15 protein-coding genes, 1 tRNA gene and 2 pseudogenes are annotated in these 17,891 nt (G+C 54.7%); 4 read left to right on the forward strand and 14 right to left on the reverse strand.

Translation table 11 applies throughout. The features are described 5' to 3' along the window. Position 1: 1 nt before the first annotated feature. The 3 genes from tmk to ACR0DK_RS18000 are packed head-to-tail and all read right to left on the reverse strand — an operon-like array spanning position 2 to position 3,129. Positions 2–634, reverse strand: coding sequence for a dTMP kinase (tmk, locus tag ACR0DK_RS17990; protein ID WP_170403915.1), 633 nt, complete (start codon positions 632–634; stop codon positions 2–4). Beyond that, a complete protein-coding gene (locus tag ACR0DK_RS17995; protein ID WP_170396992.1) occupies positions 631–1,797 on the reverse strand; it encodes a D-alanyl-D-alanine carboxypeptidase family protein in 1,167 nt (388 codons plus the stop codon). Before ACR0DK_RS17995 ends, tmk begins: the two co-directional genes overlap by 4 nt. Before the next feature lie 18 nt (positions 1,798–1,815). Continuing rightward, entirely contained in the window at positions 1,816–3,129 is a 1,314-nt protein-coding gene (locus ACR0DK_RS18000; protein ID WP_480737416.1) for an SPOR domain-containing protein, read from the reverse strand. Positions 3,130–3,333: 204 nt separating this feature from the next. Here ACR0DK_RS18000 and ACR0DK_RS18005 point away from each other — a divergent pair. Beyond that, positions 3,334–3,423 (forward strand) — tRNA-Ser (locus tag ACR0DK_RS18005). Positions 3,424–3,799: 376 nt separating this feature from the next. Here ACR0DK_RS18005 and ACR0DK_RS18010 read toward each other — a convergent pair. After that, positions 3,800–4,045, reverse strand: a complete 246-nt coding sequence (locus tag ACR0DK_RS18010; RefSeq protein ID WP_223117786.1) for a hypothetical protein — start codon at positions 4,043–4,045, stop codon at positions 3,800–3,802. An 82-nt stretch (positions 4,046–4,127) separates the two neighbouring features. Between ACR0DK_RS18010 and ACR0DK_RS18015 the strand changes: the two are divergent. After that, positions 4,128–4,835 (forward strand): annotated as a pseudogene (locus ACR0DK_RS18015) (IS6 family transposase). An 88-nt stretch (positions 4,836–4,923) separates the two neighbouring features. On the opposite strand, the gene ACR0DK_RS18020 reads toward ACR0DK_RS18015, so the two are convergent. From ACR0DK_RS18020 to ACR0DK_RS18065, 10 genes are all read right to left on the reverse strand, one after another. Then, positions 4,924–6,078, reverse strand: a complete 1,155-nt coding sequence (locus ACR0DK_RS18020; RefSeq protein ID WP_480737419.1) for a Gfo/Idh/MocA family protein — start codon at positions 6,076–6,078, stop codon at positions 4,924–4,926. After that, positions 6,078–7,133 carry a sugar phosphate isomerase/epimerase family protein gene (locus ACR0DK_RS18025; RefSeq protein WP_170819498.1) on the reverse strand — a complete coding sequence of 352 codons (1,056 nt, stop codon included), beginning with the start codon at positions 7,131–7,133 and terminating at the stop codon, positions 6,078–6,080. The genes ACR0DK_RS18020 and ACR0DK_RS18025 overlap by 1 nt, the downstream gene beginning before the upstream one ends. A gap of 27 nt (positions 7,134–7,160) precedes the next feature. Further along, the gene (locus tag ACR0DK_RS18030; protein ID WP_480737421.1) at positions 7,161–8,219 is read right to left on the reverse strand and encodes a LacI family DNA-binding transcriptional regulator; all 1,059 of its coding nucleotides are present in this window, start codon (positions 8,217–8,219) and stop codon (positions 7,161–7,163) included. A 7-nt stretch (positions 8,220–8,226) separates the two neighbouring features. Next, positions 8,227–9,849, reverse strand: a complete 1,623-nt coding sequence (locus ACR0DK_RS18035) for a dihydroxyacetone kinase subunit DhaK (RefSeq protein ID WP_170626548.1) — start codon at positions 9,847–9,849, stop codon at positions 8,227–8,229. An 11-nt stretch (positions 9,850–9,860) separates the two neighbouring features. Beyond that, entirely contained in the window at positions 9,861–10,853 is a 993-nt protein-coding gene (locus ACR0DK_RS18040; protein ID WP_480737424.1) for an ABC transporter ATP-binding protein, read from the reverse strand. Further along, complete coding sequence (locus ACR0DK_RS18045) at positions 10,846–11,943, reverse strand: ABC transporter ATP-binding protein (protein WP_170734706.1); 1,098 nt, start codon at positions 11,941–11,943, stop codon at positions 10,846–10,848. Before ACR0DK_RS18045 ends, ACR0DK_RS18040 begins: the two co-directional genes overlap by 8 nt. 2 nt (positions 11,944–11,945) lie before the next feature. Continuing rightward, positions 11,946–12,134, reverse strand: a complete 189-nt coding sequence (locus ACR0DK_RS18050; protein WP_170399676.1) for a hypothetical protein — start codon at positions 12,132–12,134, stop codon at positions 11,946–11,948. Beyond that, entirely contained in the window at positions 12,131–13,069 is a 939-nt protein-coding gene (locus tag ACR0DK_RS18055; RefSeq protein ID WP_010442361.1) for a carbohydrate ABC transporter permease, read from the reverse strand. The genes ACR0DK_RS18050 and ACR0DK_RS18055 overlap by 4 nt, the downstream gene beginning before the upstream one ends. Next, positions 13,066–14,013, reverse strand: coding sequence for a carbohydrate ABC transporter permease (locus tag ACR0DK_RS18060; RefSeq protein ID WP_170403466.1), 948 nt, complete (start codon positions 14,011–14,013; stop codon positions 13,066–13,068). Before ACR0DK_RS18060 ends, ACR0DK_RS18055 begins: the two co-directional genes overlap by 4 nt. A 79-nt stretch (positions 14,014–14,092) precedes the next feature. Beyond that, the gene (locus tag ACR0DK_RS18065) at positions 14,093–15,412 is read right to left on the reverse strand and encodes an ABC transporter substrate-binding protein (RefSeq protein WP_223117787.1); all 1,320 of its coding nucleotides are present in this window, start codon (positions 15,410–15,412) and stop codon (positions 14,093–14,095) included. Between the two features lie 399 nt (positions 15,413–15,811). Here ACR0DK_RS18065 and ACR0DK_RS18070 point away from each other — a divergent pair, with 399 nt between their 5' ends. Both ACR0DK_RS18070 and ACR0DK_RS18075 read left to right on the forward strand, forming a co-directional pair. Next, positions 15,812–16,591, forward strand: a complete 780-nt coding sequence (locus ACR0DK_RS18070; protein ID WP_480737426.1) for an MOSC domain-containing protein — start codon at positions 15,812–15,814, stop codon at positions 16,589–16,591. 443 nt (positions 16,592–17,034) lie between these two features. After that, positions 17,035–17,657, forward strand: a pseudogene (locus tag ACR0DK_RS18075) (IS6 family transposase); the annotation flags it as partial. Positions 17,658–17,891: the final 234 nt, after the last annotated feature.

Here is a 17,891-nt window from a genome sequence, read left to right on the forward strand (position 1 = left end):
GTCAGCTCAATTGCAGGGACGCCATGACAATATCTGTCACATCCCGCGCAACGCTGTCCATGTCCCGATTGCCGTCGACCACGTGGAAACGGTCAGAGAATTCTTGGGCCAGACCCAGAAAACCTGCCCGCATCTGTTGTTGAAGATCCAAACCGAAATCTTCGAATCGTTCTTCGGTGCCCTGACGACCTTTGGCGCGCAACAGACCGGTTTCCGGGTCCATATCGATCAGCAAGGTCATATCTGGCTCTCGCCGGATCATCAAGCTGTGCAACTGATCCACCAAACCCCGCAGATCGCCGCGCGACAGACCTTGATACATCCGGGTACTGTCGGCAAAGCGATCGCAGATCACAACCTTGCCCTCTGCCAACGCGGGTTCAATCGTGCGCTCAAGATGATCGCGCCGGGCAGCGGTGAACAGCAGGATCTCGGTCTCGGCCGACCAGCGGTCCGGATCACCCTGCAGCACAAGGCTGCGAATTTCTTCTGCCCCGTCCGATCCGCCGGGCTCGCGCGTCAGAACGACGTCGCGGCCTTGATGCCGCAAGTGCTCGGCCAGCAGGCGCGCCTGCGTGGACTTGCCTGATCCGTCAATGCCTTCGAAGGTCAGAAACGTTCCGCGCGCTGTCACATTTGCTCCAGCGGGGTGTTGATCACTTCTTTCAGAACGATGCCACCCACGGTCAACATACGCACGACAAACCCGCCCAAGGGAACATCCTTTTCCGCCACCAGCGGGCGGCGGATTTCGGGCAATCCTTCGGGTTGGATCACCAGCTCGGCCAATTGCTGGCCTTTGCTGACCGGTGCGTTGATAGGGCCGTCATAGACAACCTCGGCCTTGATGTCCTTGTCGCCCAAAACGGGGAACAGCAGGGTCAGATCACCCTCGGGCACCAATCCCACAGTCTTTTCCGCCCCCATCCAAAGCTTGGCCTGGGCTACCGGTTCTTCTGATTTGGCAACTGTCCTCTCGACAAAATTTCGAAACGACCAGTTAACCACGGCCTCAGCCTCCTCTGCGCGCTTGGCGGTGCTGTCGAGCCCTGAAAGAACAAAGACAACCCGTCGGTCGCCTTGTTTGGCAGAACCGACCAAACCATATCCTGCCTCTTGAGTATGGCCCGTCTTGAGGCCATCGGCCCCGATATCCAGCTTCAGCAGCGGATTGCGGTTCCGCGCGTTCGAGGGCGCTCGGCCATCGAATTCGAACTCTTCTTCGGCAAACAGGGGATAGTACTCGGGGAAATCGGTGATCAGCCGGTCGGCCAGAACTGCCAGATCGTGCACTGACATCATGTGCCCAGCAGCAGGCCAGCCGTTGGAATTGGCAAAGTTCGAGTTGTTCATGCCCATCTGCTGCGCCCGCTGAGTCATGAAACGGGCGAATCCGGCTTCGCTTCCGTCGGGGCTGAGCGCTTCGGCGATCACGACACAGGCGTCATTGCCCGAAAGCACGATGATCCCGCGCAAAAGATCCTCGACCCGGACACGATCCTGCGTGTTCAGGAACATGGTCGAGCCGCCATAGCTCATTGCATGCTCCGAGACGGGCAAAGTTTCGTCCAGCGTCAAACGGCCATCGCGCAAGGCTTCAAACGCCACATAAAGCGTCATGAGTTTCGACATGGACGCTGGAGGCAGAGGCTGATCGGCGTCTTTAGACAACAGCACAGTGCCGGTTTTCTGGTCCATCACATAAGCCGCACGCGCGGTGGTGTCGAAGGCATGGGCGGGCAGTGCCAACAGCGCCAACCCGAGGGCCAGTGTGGTGGATCGCAAAGCGGAAAGCATCATGGGCCTCCTGTTTGATCAGTTCTTCGCCGTGAAAGCATCGGTAAACCCAAGGTCTTTCACATCGTTCAACATCGCCCGGCGTTCCGCGCGGGTTGCAACGGGTCCAACCAAAACGCGCCAGACCGACTTGTCCTCGCTTTTCAGTTCCATGACTTCGGCAGCCATGCCATTGCGCCGGATCTTGTCCACCGCGCTCTTGGCGTTGGATTCTACGCTGAATGTGCCCGCCTGAACAAAAGGTTTTGCCAACCCACTTGTCGCCGCAGCACTCGCCGTCGCTGGTGCCGCCGCCGTTGGTTCAGAGGCCTCGATGGCCGCTGCCGCTCCGGCAATCGGGTCCAGAGGCGTTTCGGTGATTGCGTTAGGGTCTTTCTTTTGCCACCACTTGCGCTTGGCCGGTTTTTCAGCCGGTGCCGTCAGTTCGGGATCCGACAATGCTGCCGTCTGTGTTTCTGACGAAGGGGATTCGGTCCCGGCAGCAGCTGCGGTTGCTGCGCCAGCTGCTGCGACTGCAGTCTCGTCGCTTGGCTTTTTCTGCCACCATTTGCGTTTGGCCGGTTTCTCTGGGGCTGGTGCCTCATTCGCGGCCAATTCACTGGTCGGTGCTTCTGCATTGGTCGGGGCTTCTGCACTGGGCGCATCTTCATCCGACGATGCAACAACGGCGGCCCCGGCAACGACCGCAGCTCCGGTCGCTGCTTCGGTGCTTGGCTTTTTCTGCCACCATTTCCGCTTTTGAGGCTTTTCAGCAGCGCCCGTTTCCGACGCTTCTGCGGTGTCGTTTGTTTCCGAACTCTCTGCACTATCTGTCTCTTCGGCAGGTTCCGCGGCGACAGGTGCAGGGGGTTCTTCAATAGCCTCACGTCGCAACGCGACAACCTGCACCCTGGTTGGAGCACCAGCCAGCATTCCCAATTGCTCGGCAGCGGATGACGAGACCTGCAGCGCGGGTCCCGGCAAATTCCGCTCACGGCGGAACAGGGCACCCGTTACCGATTTGTTGTTGGCTGTATTCTTGATCAGCACCCGCTCGGGTTGAGTCACATCAGGGTGCGCCACCCAGATACCACCCAGCGATGGCCGCCCGTCCCACAACCCTGCTTCGGTGACCTGAAAAACCTCGGGGGCTTCAACATCGCGCTGATTGGTCGCGGCAGCCTCGGGGAACAGTTCGAACCGGTTTGTGTTGTCCGCATCTTCGGCGGCCGTATCCTCAGGCGGGTCCTCTGTTGTAAGTAGCCCTTCTTCGCATCCAGCCAATGCTGCCATGGTCACGACCAAAATTGCCAGCCGTTGTGGCCCAAAGCGTGTGCCCGTAGCTCGCTCCATTTTCTCAATCCCTTGCCTGACAAGGCCATTCCGGCCGCGCCCCACCGCGTCATTGCTGGTTCTTGTTGCCAGTCTTGTGCGGTCTTTCCCGCAGATCATAGCGCGGGCATCGGGCCATGGAAAGACTGCTACATTCGCTTCGGCAAGATTTCCCGCTTTATGGCTTGCCTCCGCGCTCAACTCGTCATAGACCCAGCCTCACGCGGGGAGGTGGCAGAGTGGTCGAATGCGGCGGTCTTGAAAACCGTTGAACGTGAGAGCGTTCCCAGGGTTCGAATCCCTGTCTCCCCGCCACTCATACCTGTCTCACTTCAGTTGTGTTTTTTGACCCGGAATTGTGCCGCAATTCCCGCGAGTTGACGCATGCACTTTCAATCAGAGACGGAGCAGATCGTACACTCGGATCACGATTCAGGCCCCAGTCTCAGTGCCGCATTTTGGTGGGATCGCTTTGGGCGGGATTTCCCTGATACCCGGAAGTTTACAGGGAAATTTCGCAAAACGGGACTGAGTTCAGTAATTTCACCTGTCAGAACTGAATGTTTTACAGGGGGTTAATGTTGCAAATTCCCTAAAAGGTGGAGCAGGGAATTTTCTCGTGCGAACAGGGAATTGTTCCGCCGGATCAGGGAGGGCGAAGTCTGTATCAGTGACGCAGGATCTGGAGATGTCAGAAGCCGAACAGGCGTTCCTGTTCGGACCAATCAAGTGGGTGGGTCACGCTGACCAGACGCTTGAGTGTAAGTTCAGGCGGCTGGGTGCCGTCGAGTATCGCGGCCTGAATCTTCGGTGAGAGAAACGCGAGCTGGGCACGGGCAAGGATGAAAGCGCCGGGGACGCTTTCACGCCGCGCAACTTCCATCAGTTGAACTCCGGACTTCAGATCGTGGGTCCAGCCATGGGCGCGGATCAACATGGACCGGAGGCGGGGATCGGGTTGGGGTCTTGTCAGAAGAACGTGTCTTGAGCGGGGCAGGGGTGTTGCATAGCTTTTGCCCATGACCAGACCTGCCTCTTTCAAATACTTCAAAACCAGTCCCGATATCATCCGTCTTGCGGTAACGCTGTACATCCGCTTCCCGCTCTCGCTTCGGAATGTCGAAGACTTGTTGCACGAGCGAGGCATCGACGTGAGCCACGAAACCGACTGCTACTGTTGGAACAGGTTCGGTCCGATGTTTGCCTCTGAGATCCGAAGAAAGCGTGTTCAGCAATTGAGAGCATACTCCAGATGGAAGTGGCACGCGGACGAGGTTTTCGTGAAGGTGAATGGTAAGCGGCATTATCTTTGGCGGGCTGTTGATCACGAAGACGAGGTGCTGGAAGCCGTTGTCACGAAGCGCCGAAACAAAGCTGCAGCACTGAAATTCCTCAGGAAAATGATGAAGCGGCACGGTTGCGCCGAATAGATCGTCACAGATCGCTTCGCTTCCTACAAGGCTGCGCTCAGAGAAATGGGCGCGCTTGAAAAGCAACAGACGGGCGGGTGGCTCAACAACCGTATCGAGAATTCGCACCTGCCGTTTCGACGACGCGAACGCGCGATGCAGCGTTTCAGGCGGATGCGAAGTTTGCAGAAATTCGCCTCCGTCCATTCCTCTGTTTACAACCACTTCAACCAGGAAAGATCGCTAGCCAGTCGAGACACCTTCAAGCTGACCCGCGCGGCCGCTCTTAGCGAGTGGCGTCAACTTTGTTCCGGATAGTTTCGCGGTTTCCGCCGCAAACTGAGACTGGTTCGAATTCGCTTGACAGCACCCTCTAAGATGTCCGCTCTTTTCCCACAGCCAGACTTTACTCTAACTTGACCCAAGCCGCATTCCTTGAAGAGCTTTGCACGCATGCGGCTACAAACTTTACACCATTGAGTCCATCATGGACCGTTGGATAGACAACCGAAGTATCAGGTGAAATCCCGCCTCGGAAAGCTTGGATTGCCTCAGCAGCCTCTCCATAGATATTGGCGAAACCTTCAAGATATCCCTCTGGATGGCCCGGAGGGACCCTACTCAACCGATTGGCAGCATCGCCCGCTCCAGCTCCATTTCGGGTGATCAGCCGCTTGGGTTCATTGTATGGCGTGAACCAAAGGTAGTTGGGATCTTCCTGAGACCACTCCAACCCACCTTTCTCACCATAGACGCGCAAACGAAGTGCGTTTTCATTGCCGGGAGCCACCTGAGAAGACCACAGCATACCCCGCGCTCCGCCTTCGAAGCGAAGCAACACGTGCGCGTTGTCATCGACTTTTCGCCCCGGCACAAAGGCCTGCAAGTCCGCCGCCAAGCTTTCCGCTGTCAGCCCGGTTACAAAGCAAGCGAGGTTGTAGGCATGGGTTCCGATGTCACCGGTTGATCCACCCGCGCCCGAGCGTTCGGGATCGGTTCGCCACTCAGCCTGTTTGAAATCCTGCTGCTCGGTCAGCCAGTCCTGCGGGTACTCAACTTGAACCACACGAATCTTGCCAATTTCGCCGTTGGCAACCATTTCACGCGCCTGCCGAACCATCGGATAGCCCGTGTAATTGTGGGTCAAAATGAACAGTGCCTTCGCGCTTTCGGCCGCCTTCACCAGTCTTTTTGCATCCGCAAGGGTCGAGGTGAGTGGCTTGTCACAAATGACGTGAATACCGCGTTTCAGGAATTCACGTGCGGCTGCATAGTGAACGTGATTTGGCGTTACAATTGAGACCGCCTCGATCCCAGATTTCAATCGGGCTTCCCGGATCGCCATTTTCTTGAAGTCTTCATAAACCCGTTCGAGCCCCAATGCTTGACCACTTTCAAGAGATTTCTCTGGCGTCGAAGACAAAGCACCGGCGACCAGCTCGAACTTGTCGTCCAGTCGCGCCGCTATGCGATGAACACCCCCTATGAAGGCGTCGTTTCCGCCGCCAACCATGCCAAGCCGAATGCGTCCTGATGTTTCTTCACTGCGTCCTGTGACCATCACTCAATCCCCAGCATTTTCCGATTGGCGGCTTCGTCGGCGCCACTATCAGCGAAATCATCAAAGGCTTTCTCGGTCACACGGATGATGTGATCTGACACAAACTGAGCGCCTTCACGCGCGCCATCCTCGGGGTGTTTGAGACAGCATTCCCATTCGACCACAGCCCAACCATCAAAGTCATTCGCCGCCATTTTTGAGAAGACCGCACCGAAATCCACTTGGCCATCACCAAGCGACCGGAACCGCCCAGCCCGATCAACCCAGCTTTGATACCCGGAATAAACACCTTGCCGCCCGGTTGGGTTGAACTCGGCATCTTTGACATGGAACATCCGGATCCGATCTTTGTAGATGTCGATATTGTCCAGATAGTCGAGGCATTGCAGCACGTAGTGCGACGGGTCGTATAGCATGCAGGCCCGTGGGTGATTTCCCGTCCGTTCCAGAAACATCTCGTACGTCACACCATCGTGGAGGTCCTCTCCGGGGTGGATTTCGTAGCATACATCAACGCCGCAGTCTTCGGCGTGATCAAGGATTGGCACCCAACGACGCGCAAGCTCATCAAACGCCGTTTCAATCAAGCCGGCGGGGCGCTGCGGCCAAGGATAGACATAAGGCCATGCCAACGCGCCCGAGAATGTCGCATGTGCAGAAATACCCAAGTTTTTCGAAGCTGATAGCGCTTTCTTGACCTGGTCTACTGCCCATTCTTGCCGGGCTTTCGGGTTCCCTCTGACGCTTTCGGCCGCAAAGCCGTCAAATGCACTGTCATAGGCCGGGTGAACGGCCACAAGCTGGCCCTGAAGGTGCGTTGAAAGTTCAGTAACTTCGACACCATTGTCCCTGGCTTTTCCTTTGAAGTCATCGCAGTAACCGGTGCTGGACGCGGCCTGTTCCAGGTCGAACAGCCGGCCGTCCCAACTGGGCACCTGAACGCCTTTGTATCCACAGTCAGCTGCCCATTTAGTGATCGCGTCCCACGAATTGAACGGCGCTTCGTCCCCCGCAAATTGCGCAAGAAACAAAGCTGGACCTTTGATCGTCTTCATAAAATCTCCTCCCCAAAACCTGAGCCTCTATGGCGGTAAATTTTCCTTCAGATAGATGTCGATGCGGATACGTTCCTGCGCTTTGTTGAACGGAACCTTATCCGAAGTCGCGCGCAGCAGGCGGACGGCTGAACGTACAATGTGCCCAGTGTCTTGCGAGATCAGAGCGTCAAATGTACCGAGCGTGAGCGCCTCACGACTGAGCGGTGTAAGCTCATGAGCTATGATCACCAGATCTTCGCTGAGCTTGTTTTCTGAAAGGAATTGAATCAGGCCTGCGTTACCCGCTGCTGACGAGTATATTCCGACCAGATCTGGATAGGTTTCAAATATTTCGGGCATCATCCTGTAAATCAGATCCGGGTCATCTCGGCCCTCGACCGATGCTACGACTTCGAGGTGCGGAAATTCCTCAGCCACAACAAGGTCAAAGCCTTGACGTCGTTCGAGGTGGTCACGTGCCAAACGGGATCCTGTAAGTACCAAGACCTTGCCGTCACGATGCACAAATCGCCCCATTAGCTGAGCGGCGGTTCGTCCTGCCGAAACGTTATCGATTCCCACAAAGTGGTCTCGTTCAGAACTCGGCAAGTCAGACACCAACGCAACCACCGGAACGCCTTTGTCCCTGAGCCTTTTAACAGCATCCCGGACAGAAGGCGTTTCGGGCCCGAAAACGGCGACTCCGTCTACATCCAAACTGTCTACAGCATCCAGAATGTTGACGATATCTTGGGGCTCAAACGGAGCAACCTTCTTTATTGCAATGCGAGTCCGCTCGATAAATTGGTCGCGTGATTGTTCTGCGATCTGACTGCTGATTGCCTCCACAAACTCGTTGTCCGTGTCCGGCAGAACAAAGAGGAAGTTGTAAACTCGGTTACGCGCAAGGTTGGCCGCGGCCGTGTCGCGCACATACCCCAGCTCATCAATCGCCTTTTGTACTTTCTGTACGGTCACCGCCCGCACGCCGGGGCGTCTGTTCAAGACCCGGTCAACAGTCGCTAGGCTGACACCCGCAACGCGCGCGAGGTCATTAACGGTTGGCTTTTTCACCAATTCTAGTTTTTGTTTTTGGTCTTCCACGTGTTCTTCAGCCCTCAATCTCCCGCGCTAAGCCTTCAAACAACAAAGCAACAGCCTCAGCGCCGGGATCGTTATGTCCAACAAGGTTTTCTTCGGGAACATAGGCTGCGCGGCCTGCCTTAGCACGTCTAATATTTGCGGTGTTGTTCGCGCCTTTGCGGGCAGCCTCGGCCGCGTGCGTCAGACCAGATGGCAGCGCGGCAAGTGCCGGTGCTAGGGCGTCAATCATTGTCCTGTCACCGACCTTGGCACCCCCAACCTGGCTGACGCGATTCAGTCCTTCGACGAGAGATTTCGGTACCGATGCTCCGCTCGCACAGGCATCTCCAGCTGCGTTGAAGAAGATTGCGAGTATCACGCCGGAAGAACCACCCATTGTCTGACTTAACTCATTGCCCAACGCCGGAAACAGTTGTGTCAGATCAGCAAGCGGCATGCGGTCAAGGCTACCTTGCAATGCTCTTGCGGCAGTCGCCAATGTGCTTCCTGTATCGCCATCTCCAGATTTCGCGTCCAGTTCGTTGAGGTTCTTCTCTGCGTTGATGAGCAGTTCAGACAACCGGGTGATCGTTTCCCTTGTGGTGGGATTGTTCGAAGGAATTGGATCGATAGGGGTCAGGCCATCAGGCAATGGGGCCACTTTGATCGGGCCGATGGAATCGACCCCGGGCCATGCGGCCAGATCAACGGGTGTTTCAAGGGCTGACAAATCGTCCTGATCCACAGGCAGAATGGAAACCGAAAACCCGTGCATATCCAGCGACGTCATCATGGGTGCCGGGCCAATGATATGGTGGGCAAAACCAGTTTCGGACAACGCATGCGTAAGGACAGCCATTTCTAGCGGAGTTGTAGAACCCAGGTTGTTGACCAACGCCACGCAATCCCCGGACCCCACCCTTTGCTTCAGCTTCTCCACCACTGTGGACATAGCCGATACAGCATTTGAGAACTCGACTTGCTGTACACCGGGCTCGCCATGAATACCCAAGCCAAGCTCTGCTTTCCCGGGGGCGATCCGGTCTTCTTTTGGAGATCCCGGAACGGTACAGGTGTCCAAGCTCATACCGATGCTGACAACCTTCGCAATGGTGCTTCTTGCAGCATTTGTAACGGTGTCTAGGTCAGCACCGTCTTCAGCAAGCGCTCCGGCGATTTTGTGAACGAACAACGTACCCGCCACGCCACGTGGTTGCGGAAGATCGGGCAGGGCGATGTCATCGTCGACAACGACCATCTCTACCTTGCGGCCCAATGCACGGGCGCGTTCAGCTGCCAGTCCAAAGTTCAACCGATCACCGGTGTAATTTTTGACGATAAGCAGGCACCCAGCCTCACCCGTGACCGCAAGAATGCCCGCCAGAACCGCCTCGACTGACGGGGATGCAAACACTTCCCCGCACACCGCGGCTGTCAGCATACCGGCGCCAACAAAACCTGCATGGGCGGGTTCGTGACCAGACCCCCCGCCAGAAACCAGGGCGACCTTCGACTTGTCCCAATCCGACCTGTAAACAACCTTGATGTGCGGGTAACCGTCCAACCGGGTCAGTTGCCCTCCGGAAGACGCCAGAAGACCGTCTATGGCCTCTGTAACCAAAGTTTCTTTTGTGTTGAGGAACTGGGCCATGCTTTTGCTCCTTAATTCACGCGCGCGCCGGACGCGTCAAAATACAACGGGTTGTGTGGGCGGATTTTTATAAGTTTTCCAGATGGATAATCCTGATGTACATCAATCAAGGTCACAACAGGGTGACCGTTCAGGTCCAGGTGTAGCCGCGTTTGATCCCCCAGATGCTCTGCGCGTATTACCCGCGCTTCGCTGCCTTCTCCTTCGATGATGTTTTCCGGGCGAAGACCTATTTGCGGACCTTTGTGATTGCCTCCGAACAGCTCGGAAGGCAGAATGTTGATCCGCGGCAGTCCCAACCGGCTGGCGACATAAACGCTACCGGGGTTTTCATAGATGTCCCGGGGTGTTCCGTACTGAACCAGCCTGCCGTTTTCCAAAACGCCGATATGCGTCGCCATTGTCATGGCTTCGACTTGATCATGGGTCACGTATAGCAAGGTCGATCCCAGATCCGCCTGAATTCTTTTTAATTCGACCCGCAAATCCGCCCGAAGCTTGGCGTCCAAAGAGCTGAGGGGTTCATCCATCAGAAATATCTGGGGGTCTCGCACCAGCGCTCGTCCAATTGAAACGCGCTGCATTTCACCGCCAGACAGTTCAGTTGCTTTGTTGTTCAACTTGTGCGGAATCTGGAGGATGTCCGCAACTTCGTTAACCTTCCTCTTGATCTCATCCTCTGGCGTCTTCAGGATCGGCGACCTCAGAGGAAAAGTCAGGTTCTCCCGCACTGTCATATGCGGGTACAGTGAGTATTGCTGGAAAACCATGGCCACATCGCGCTGGGCTGGCGTTTCTATTCCAACATCCCGTCCAGCAATACGAACGGTTCCAGAATCCAGTTTCTCAAGTCCGGATATCAATCTCAGCGTCGTTGTCTTTCCCGCGCCCGTTGGACCCAATAGCACCACAAAGGCGCCGTTGGGGATCGTCATTGAGATATCATCCACCGCCTTTAGATTGCCGAATGACTTCGAGATATTCTCTAAAACGACTTCAGCCATTACTTAGTACCTCGTCGTTCAGAGCGGACCTCAACGCGCGTCCGGTGGCCTTTTCAAACAGTGTTACTGAGGGTGAGCGGAACTCTAACCCCACCGTCTCGCCGGGATTTACGACTTCGCGCGCATCAATCCGGGCTTTCAGCTCTCCGTTCGGGCTTTGCAGCGTCACGATCTGGGTGGTTCCCAAATATTCTGTCGCCAGAACCTTGGCTCTGTAGGCGCTCGCATCCGATAGAAAAACATGCTCAGGGCGAACCCCAAAAACTAAGTCACCTTCCGCCCCCTCCATCAGTTTGGGCACGGCTTCGTCATGGCCATTTAGTCGAACCATTTCCGAGTCAGGCGCGACCTTTCCTTGAAACGGCAGGAAGTTCATGGAAGGGGACCCGATAAAATCTGCAACGAACATTGTGGCTGGTTTGTCGTAGATTTCCTGAGGTGTGCCGAATTGCTCAATCACAGCGTTGTTCATCACTACGATCTTGTCGCCCATTTGCATGGCTTCCAACTGGTCGTGTGTCACGTAAACAGTGGTTGCGCCCATACGGTCATGAAGCGCGCGTAACTCTTCGGCCATGTGTTCTCGAAACTCGGCATCTAAGGCACCCAACGGTTCGTCCATCATGAATGCCTTGGGTTCGCGAACGATCGCGCGGCCCAGTGCCACGCGCTGCCGGTCGCCACCTGACAGTCCACCTACCGGGCTATCGAGGATGTCGTTGATCCCCAGAATTCCCGCGACTTCTTCTACTTTGGCTTTTACAGCAGCACGCGGCATGCCCTGCGATATCAGGGGGTAGCTGATATTTTTGCGCACGTTCATGTGGGGATACAGCGCAAACATCTGGAACACGAATGCAATGTCTCGCTCTGATGGGGGTCGCTGGCTGATTTCTTCGCCGTCGAGATAGATCTCACCCGATGTTGGAAGCTCCAAACCTGCGATCATCCTCAGCGTCGTTGTTTTGCCGCAGCCCGATGGACCAAGCAGCATGAAGAATTCACCATCTTCAATCGTGAACGAGCTTTCCCGCACAGCGGTGAAATCGCCGAACATCTTCTTTACGTTTTTGACAACGATCTGGGCCATTTCTACTCCGGAAAATGGCTGACGATGATGAACATGACAGTTCCGATCAGCGTAACGATGAAGGAATAAGTGAACGCCCAAAGGACGAACGGTTGCATCAGCATAAATACGCCGACCGCGATGAGGATGGTCGCGACCATCTCCCATGGGCCTCGGCGAAAACGCATTAATCCTGATAGAAACTCGCTCATTTGCGCACCGCTCCGAATGTGATCCCGCGCAGCAGGTGTTTGCGCATCAGGATGGTGAAAATCATGACCGGAATCAGGAAGATCGTGGCACCAGCCGCAACTGCAGGCCAATCCAGCCCACCGATCCCGATGATGGTGGGAATAAAGGGCGGCGCGGTCTGCGCATTCGCGGATGTCAGCAACACGGCAAACGCATACTCGTTCCATGCAAAGATAAGGCAGAAGATCGCTGTCGAAGCGATACCCGTCGCAGCCTGCGGCAGTACAACTTTGTAAAACGCCTGAAACCGGGTGTAGCCGTCTATTAGTGCCGCTTCCTCGTACTCTCGCGGGATTTCGTCGATGAACCCTTTCAGCAGCCAAACAGCCAACGAGATGTTCACACCCGTATAGAGAAGGATCATCCCCAAATGCGTGTCGCTTAGACCGAGGTTTCTGAACATCAGGAAGATTGGGATCGCAACGGCAACCGGGGGCATCATTCTCGTACTGAGGATGAAGAATAGAAGGTCATCCTTGAGCGGCACCTTGAAACGGCTGAATGCATAAGCAGCCAAGGTGCCAAGGAAGATGCTTAGGAACGTCGATCCAAACCCGATGATCACCGAATTCATAAAACGCTCGCCAAACTTGGATGGCCCGACAATAACCATGTCATATTGCCGGACGATCTCATCGGCCCAGTTCTGTGGCGGGTTTGCTTCCAGGAACTCCTGCGTCTGCCGTGTGCGAGTGGTGAAGAGATTGACATAGCCTTCAAGCGTTGGGTCAAAGACAACCTTGGGCGGATAGCTGATCGCGTCGGCTGGAGACTTGAAGCCAGTTAGCAAAATCCAAACCAGCGGGATCATCGTGATCAGCGCATAGGTGATAACCAGAAACCCGGCGATCCACTTTGAACGGTTCGAAGGTTCGGTGACGGAAAAACTGCTCATCTCTGTTTCACCTTGTTCAGGGCTTTGACGTAGATCGACGCGAGGCCGAACACGGTGACGAAAAGGATGATCGCATAGGCCGAGGCATAACCCGTGCGCCATTTCTCAAAGGCTTCGCGCTTCAAATTGATGGAGGTCAGCTCCGTAACAGACCCTGGCCCGCCGCCCGTCAGTTGCACCACCAGATCGAACATCTTGAAGTTCTCGATCCCTCTAAACAGCACCGCCAACATGAGGAATGGCAGGACCATCGGGATGGTAATCGTAAAGAACTGGCGCAGCTTGCTGGCCCTGTCGATCTCAGCTGCCTCGTAGATGTAATCGGGAATACTGCGCAGCCCGGCCAGACAGATGAGCATCACGAAGGGGGTCCACATCCAGGTGTCGACAATCACGATGGACCAGGGCGCCAGCGTTACGGACCCGAGCATCTCAAAGCTCGACGGGTCTTTGCCGGTAAACCACGATACGATGTAGTTAAACAGACCGATCTGGGGCTGATAGAGAAACTTCCAGAAGTTCCCGACGACGGCAGGCGACAACATCATCGGCAGCACGATGATCGTGGTCCAAAGATCATTGCCCTTGAATTTCTTGTTGATCAACCACGCCAGAGTAAATCCGATCAGGACTTGAAAAAAAATCGTCCAGAACAGGAAATGCGCCGTCGCCTGCATGTTCAGCCATGTGTCCGAGTCTGTCAGGATGCGCTCGTAATTCCTGAACCCGACATCTTTGACCTCGCGCCCGATCCGGTTGGCCTTGTAGTTGGTAAAGCTCAGTTGGATGGTCCAGATCAAAGGGAAGATATTGATCGCCAGCAGTAGAAATATCGTTGGGGAGATGAATATCCAGGCGATCGCGCGGTCGGATAACCCCCGAATTTTTCGCGCAACTCGCTCGGGCGTTGCCTGCGCAACGCGATCTACGGTCCTGTCAGACATCTCTTTGCCAGTTCTTGTTGGTTTAGGACTCACGGGTGAAGGTAGAGCGGGTTTGCACCCGCTCCTGCCTGTGTCCGGACTAAAGCTTGCCTTCGTCTTCGAAGACTTCCGTCCAATCTTCGATCAGAAGATCAAGCGCTTCTTGAGCTGTGCCTTGGTCGGCAACCACGTAGTCGTGGATGCGCTTCTGCATTGCCAGCAGCAGTTCCGCGTAGGCAGGCTCTTGCCAGAAATCCTGCACCCCGGCCATTGCTTCCAGGAAGTCACCGGCGAACGGTTGGCTGTCTACGAAACCAGGATCTTCCAGCACCGAATTATGTGCTGAGTAGCCGCCTAGTTCCCACCATTTGGCCTGAACTTCTGGCTGCGCGAACCACTTAATGTACTCAAGCGCGGCGTCCTGTTTGTCAGAGTAGCTGACAACAGAGATACCTTGTCCGCCCAGTGTCGAGCCTGCCTGATTTTGTGGTGGGTTGACGAAGAAGTCGATCTTGTCACCACCGGTATTGGGATCGGCATAGAGACCCGGGAAGAACGCAAACCAGTTCATAGCCATGGCGACCTGACCGGACTTAAAGGCGTCCAAGCTCTCGCCCATGTAGGAGTTTGTGTATCCTGGGGGTGTCGCTGTTTTGTAGAATTCTTTGTAAAACTCTAGCGCTTCGACTGCTTCGGGCGAGTTTACGGCACCCTCCATATCGTAGGATCCTGGTGTGTTTTCATATTTGAAGCCCCACGGATAGAGCGCTCCGGTCACACCCATGGTGATCCCTTCGGACCCACGCTCAGTAAAGATCGCCGCACCGTAGACCGTCTTTCCATCGATCTCACGACCCTGGAAAAACTGCGCGATTTGCAGCAATTCTTTCTGAGACTGAGGTTCACGCAAATCTTGCCCTGTTGCTTCCTTGTACGCAGCTTGGATGTCCGGATTCTCGAACCAGTCCTTGCGATAGAACCAGCCGTTTGCATCCCCCATTGCGGGCAATGCGTAGAAGTTCGGAGTACCTTTAGGCCATGTCGAATAGGCGTAAACCGTTGCCGGCGCGAAATCGTCCATGCTGATACTCTCGGCATCGAAGAAATCATTCAGTTTTACATAATGACCGTTTTCAGCGCCCCCGCCGATCCACTGACTATCTCCGATCAACAGGTCGCAGAGCTTCCCGCCGGAGTTCAGCTCGTTCAGCATCCGGTCGGCAAAGTTTGGCCAGGGAACAAATTCGAAGTTCATCGTGTGGCCGGATTCTGCTTCGAATTCTTTTGATAGCTCTACAAGCGCGTTGGCCGGGTCCCATGCAGCCCAACAGAGCGTCAGGTCTTCAGCATTTGCCTTGGTAGAAAGAGTAGTAGCGGCAAGGACTATTGCGCTGGCCGAAGCCAGTTTTGTGTAAGTCATCCATTCCTCCCTTTTTTGCACCGTCATTCGAGGATGTGCGAATCGCGGCATGTCTATAAGGCTATTTGAGGTACGCACCTCAAGTCCAGAAATATTTGAGGTTCGTACCTCAAAAAGGCGGAGAGGAACGTTCAATTTGCTTCTTAGTCGTTGATTATATGAGAATTTGTTTATTTTTCTTGATACGCATCTATTCTCGTCAGCGAGGTATTAAATGGCTCTATCGACTAAAATTGGCACAGCCTACAATCGCGGCCATCATGCGGCCAACGCGTTTAGCGAACCCTCTGCTGAAGCACTCACAGATTATTTGGTCGATACCTTTGAGAATTGGAGGTAGCGTCGAATAGCGCGGACCACTCGGGAACGTGTATAACTCGTTTGGTCAGGTGCAGACGTATGAACACACTCACTATCGTCAGATTGAACCGCTATCCAATTAAAGGATTGAGTGCCGAGCCTATGCAAACCGTGACGCTGCGAGCAGGGGAGGGGATTCCAGGTGATCGCCTTTTCGGGTTCGCGCGCTACAACTCCGGATTTAACGCACAGAACCCTCAGCCTCTGCCGAAAGATCGCTTTGTTGTTCTATTAAATGAGGCTGCTCTGGCAGGTGTTAAGACGAATTTTGATATTGAGACCCAAGATCTTGTGATCAAAGCGAGCGGCAAAACACACAGCTTTAACATGCAAGCTGCAGAAGATCGGAAAAATGCGTCAAATTTCCTTTCTTCAGAGATTGGCTTAAAAGATCCCGAACCGCCAATATTCGTTTCGTCGGCTCCTCATCGGTTTACAGATGTGTCTGTCGTATCACCCAAAATGATGAACGCGATATCCGTTTTAAATTTGGCGTCTGTGGAAAAGTTGGGTGAAAAACTGAACGCAGAAATCCACCCAGCGCGCTTCCGGGCGAATATCGAGATGGACGGTTTACCTCCGTTTTCTGAGTTGGATGAAGCTGGATCAGTTTTCAGATTTGGCGATGTTGAGTTAAAGATACTTTCACGTACGAAAAGGTGTGCAGCCACTGAAGTGAACCCGGAAACGGCCGAGCGGGACATGAAGATACCCTATCAAATTCGGGTGTTGATGGGTCATTCGGACATGGGTGTCTATGTTGAGGTTGCTAAAGGCGGAACGTTGAGAGTCGGCCAAACTGGGGAAATCTTAAATTGAATGTTACTCACACCGCCAAAGTAGCAACCCCGGGCGGTTTGTCCCGCGTTCTCTCAAATGATTTGTGTCTACTCTCAGCAAAGCGGCGATTTCTGCCATTTGAGGCGTTACATCATTTCGCTTCGCAATGAGAAATTCTGCTACGACTTTTTGAACTTAGGAGGGCCTGTCGTGTACCGCGCTGAGTAGGACCTCCTCTGTCCCAAAACTGCATTGTAAAAAATCCGGCGTTCACCGGGCTGCAATCTTTGCACACTATATTGATATTGGGCTGCGACCTCGGGTCCTGCTTCCTTCAGAACGTAACCTATGGCAGCTTCCACGTTGAAAGCATGAAGATCGGGATTGCTGACGTCCATGGGAGAACATGGGTTCCGGTGTTGAAGTCGTTGAACAACCTCAATCTACCGATCAGTCCCGCGGTGCCTCTTTGTCCACCCGGCGTTGCGCTTCGGAATGTCGAAGATTTGTTGCACGCGCGAGGCATCGACGTGAGCCACGAAACTGTCCGGTATTGGTGGAACAGGTTTGGCCCAATGTTTGCTGCTGAGATCCGAAGAAAGCGTGTTCAGCTATTCAGAGCATACTCCAAATGGAAGGGCACGTGGACGAGGTTTTCGTGAAGGTGAATGGCAAGAGACACTACCTCTAGCGGGCCGTCGATCATGAGGGCGAAGTGCTCGAAGCAATCGTTACCAAACGTCGAAACAAAGCAGCAGCACTGAAATTCCCCAAGAAATTGATGTAGCGATACGGTAAAGCGGAAACCGTCGTCACGGATCGCTTCGCATCGTACCGGGCCGCTCTTGGAGAGCTTGGCGCTACCGAAAAACAACAGACGGGCAGGTGGCTTAACAACCGAGTCGAGAATTCACACCTTCCTTTCCGACGGCGTGAACGCGCCATGCAACGTTTCGTGCGCATGCGAAGTCTGCAGAAATTCGCCGCCGTCCATTCCTCCGTATACAACCACTTCAAACAGGAAAGATCGCTAGCCAGCCGAGACACCGTCAAGCTGACCCGCGCCGCTGCTCTTAGCGAGTGGCGTCAACTTTGTTCCGGGTAGGTTCGCGGTTTCCGTGGCAAACTGAGACTGGTTCGAATTCGTCTGACAGCACTTTGGTCCCGAAGGGCGGGAGGCTGACATTCTCTGCAGTTGCAAACCTATCCGGTAGCGGAGGCGAAATCCGACCTTCGCGGTCGACGCCTACGGCTAGAATCGAAGATACAAAAAAGCCCCCTGTGATTTCGTAGGCGTAGATGGCTTGGACGTGCGTGACGAAACTAAACAGACGCTCCC

The sequence above is a fragment of the Ruegeria sp. CE6 genome (assembly GCF_056537485.1).

Excerpts from the sequence above, each read along its gene's own strand:
- ACR0DK_RS17995 (WP_170396992.1), bottom strand. The coding sequence starts at position 1,797 with ATGCTTTCCGCTTTGCGATCCACCACACTGGCCCTCGGGTTGGCGCTG.
- ACR0DK_RS18000 (WP_480737416.1), bottom strand. The coding sequence starts at position 3,129 with ATGGAGCGAGCTACGGGCACACGCTTTGGGCCACAACGGCTGGCAATT.
- ACR0DK_RS18010 (WP_223117786.1), bottom strand. The coding sequence starts at position 4,045 with ATGTTGATCCGCGCCCATGGCTGGACCCACGATCTGAAGTCCGGAGTT.
- ACR0DK_RS18020 (WP_480737419.1), bottom strand. The coding sequence starts at position 6,078 with ATGGTCACAGGACGCAGTGAAGAAACATCAGGACGCATTCGGCTTGGC.
- ACR0DK_RS18025 (WP_170819498.1), bottom strand. The coding sequence starts at position 7,133 with ATGAAGACGATCAAAGGTCCAGCTTTGTTTCTTGCGCAATTTGCGGGG.
- ACR0DK_RS18035 (WP_170626548.1), bottom strand. The coding sequence starts at position 9,849 with ATGGCCCAGTTCCTCAACACAAAAGAAACTTTGGTTACAGAGGCCATA.
- ACR0DK_RS18040 (WP_480737424.1), bottom strand. The coding sequence starts at position 10,853 with ATGGCTGAAGTCGTTTTAGAGAATATCTCGAAGTCATTCGGCAATCTA.
- ACR0DK_RS18045 (WP_170734706.1), bottom strand. The coding sequence starts at position 11,943 with ATGGCCCAGATCGTTGTCAAAAACGTAAAGAAGATGTTCGGCGATTTC.
- ACR0DK_RS18050 (WP_170399676.1), bottom strand. The coding sequence starts at position 12,134 with ATGAGCGAGTTTCTATCAGGATTAATGCGTTTTCGCCGAGGCCCATGG.
- ACR0DK_RS18055 (WP_010442361.1), bottom strand. The coding sequence starts at position 13,069 with ATGAGCAGTTTTTCCGTCACCGAACCTTCGAACCGTTCAAAGTGGATC.
- ACR0DK_RS18060 (WP_170403466.1), bottom strand. The coding sequence starts at position 14,013 with ATGTCTGACAGGACCGTAGATCGCGTTGCGCAGGCAACGCCCGAGCGA.
- ACR0DK_RS18065 (WP_223117787.1), bottom strand. The coding sequence starts at position 15,412 with ATGACTTACACAAAACTGGCTTCGGCCAGCGCAATAGTCCTTGCCGCT.
- ACR0DK_RS18070 (WP_480737426.1), top strand. The coding sequence starts at position 15,812 with ATGAACACACTCACTATCGTCAGATTGAACCGCTATCCAATTAAAGGA.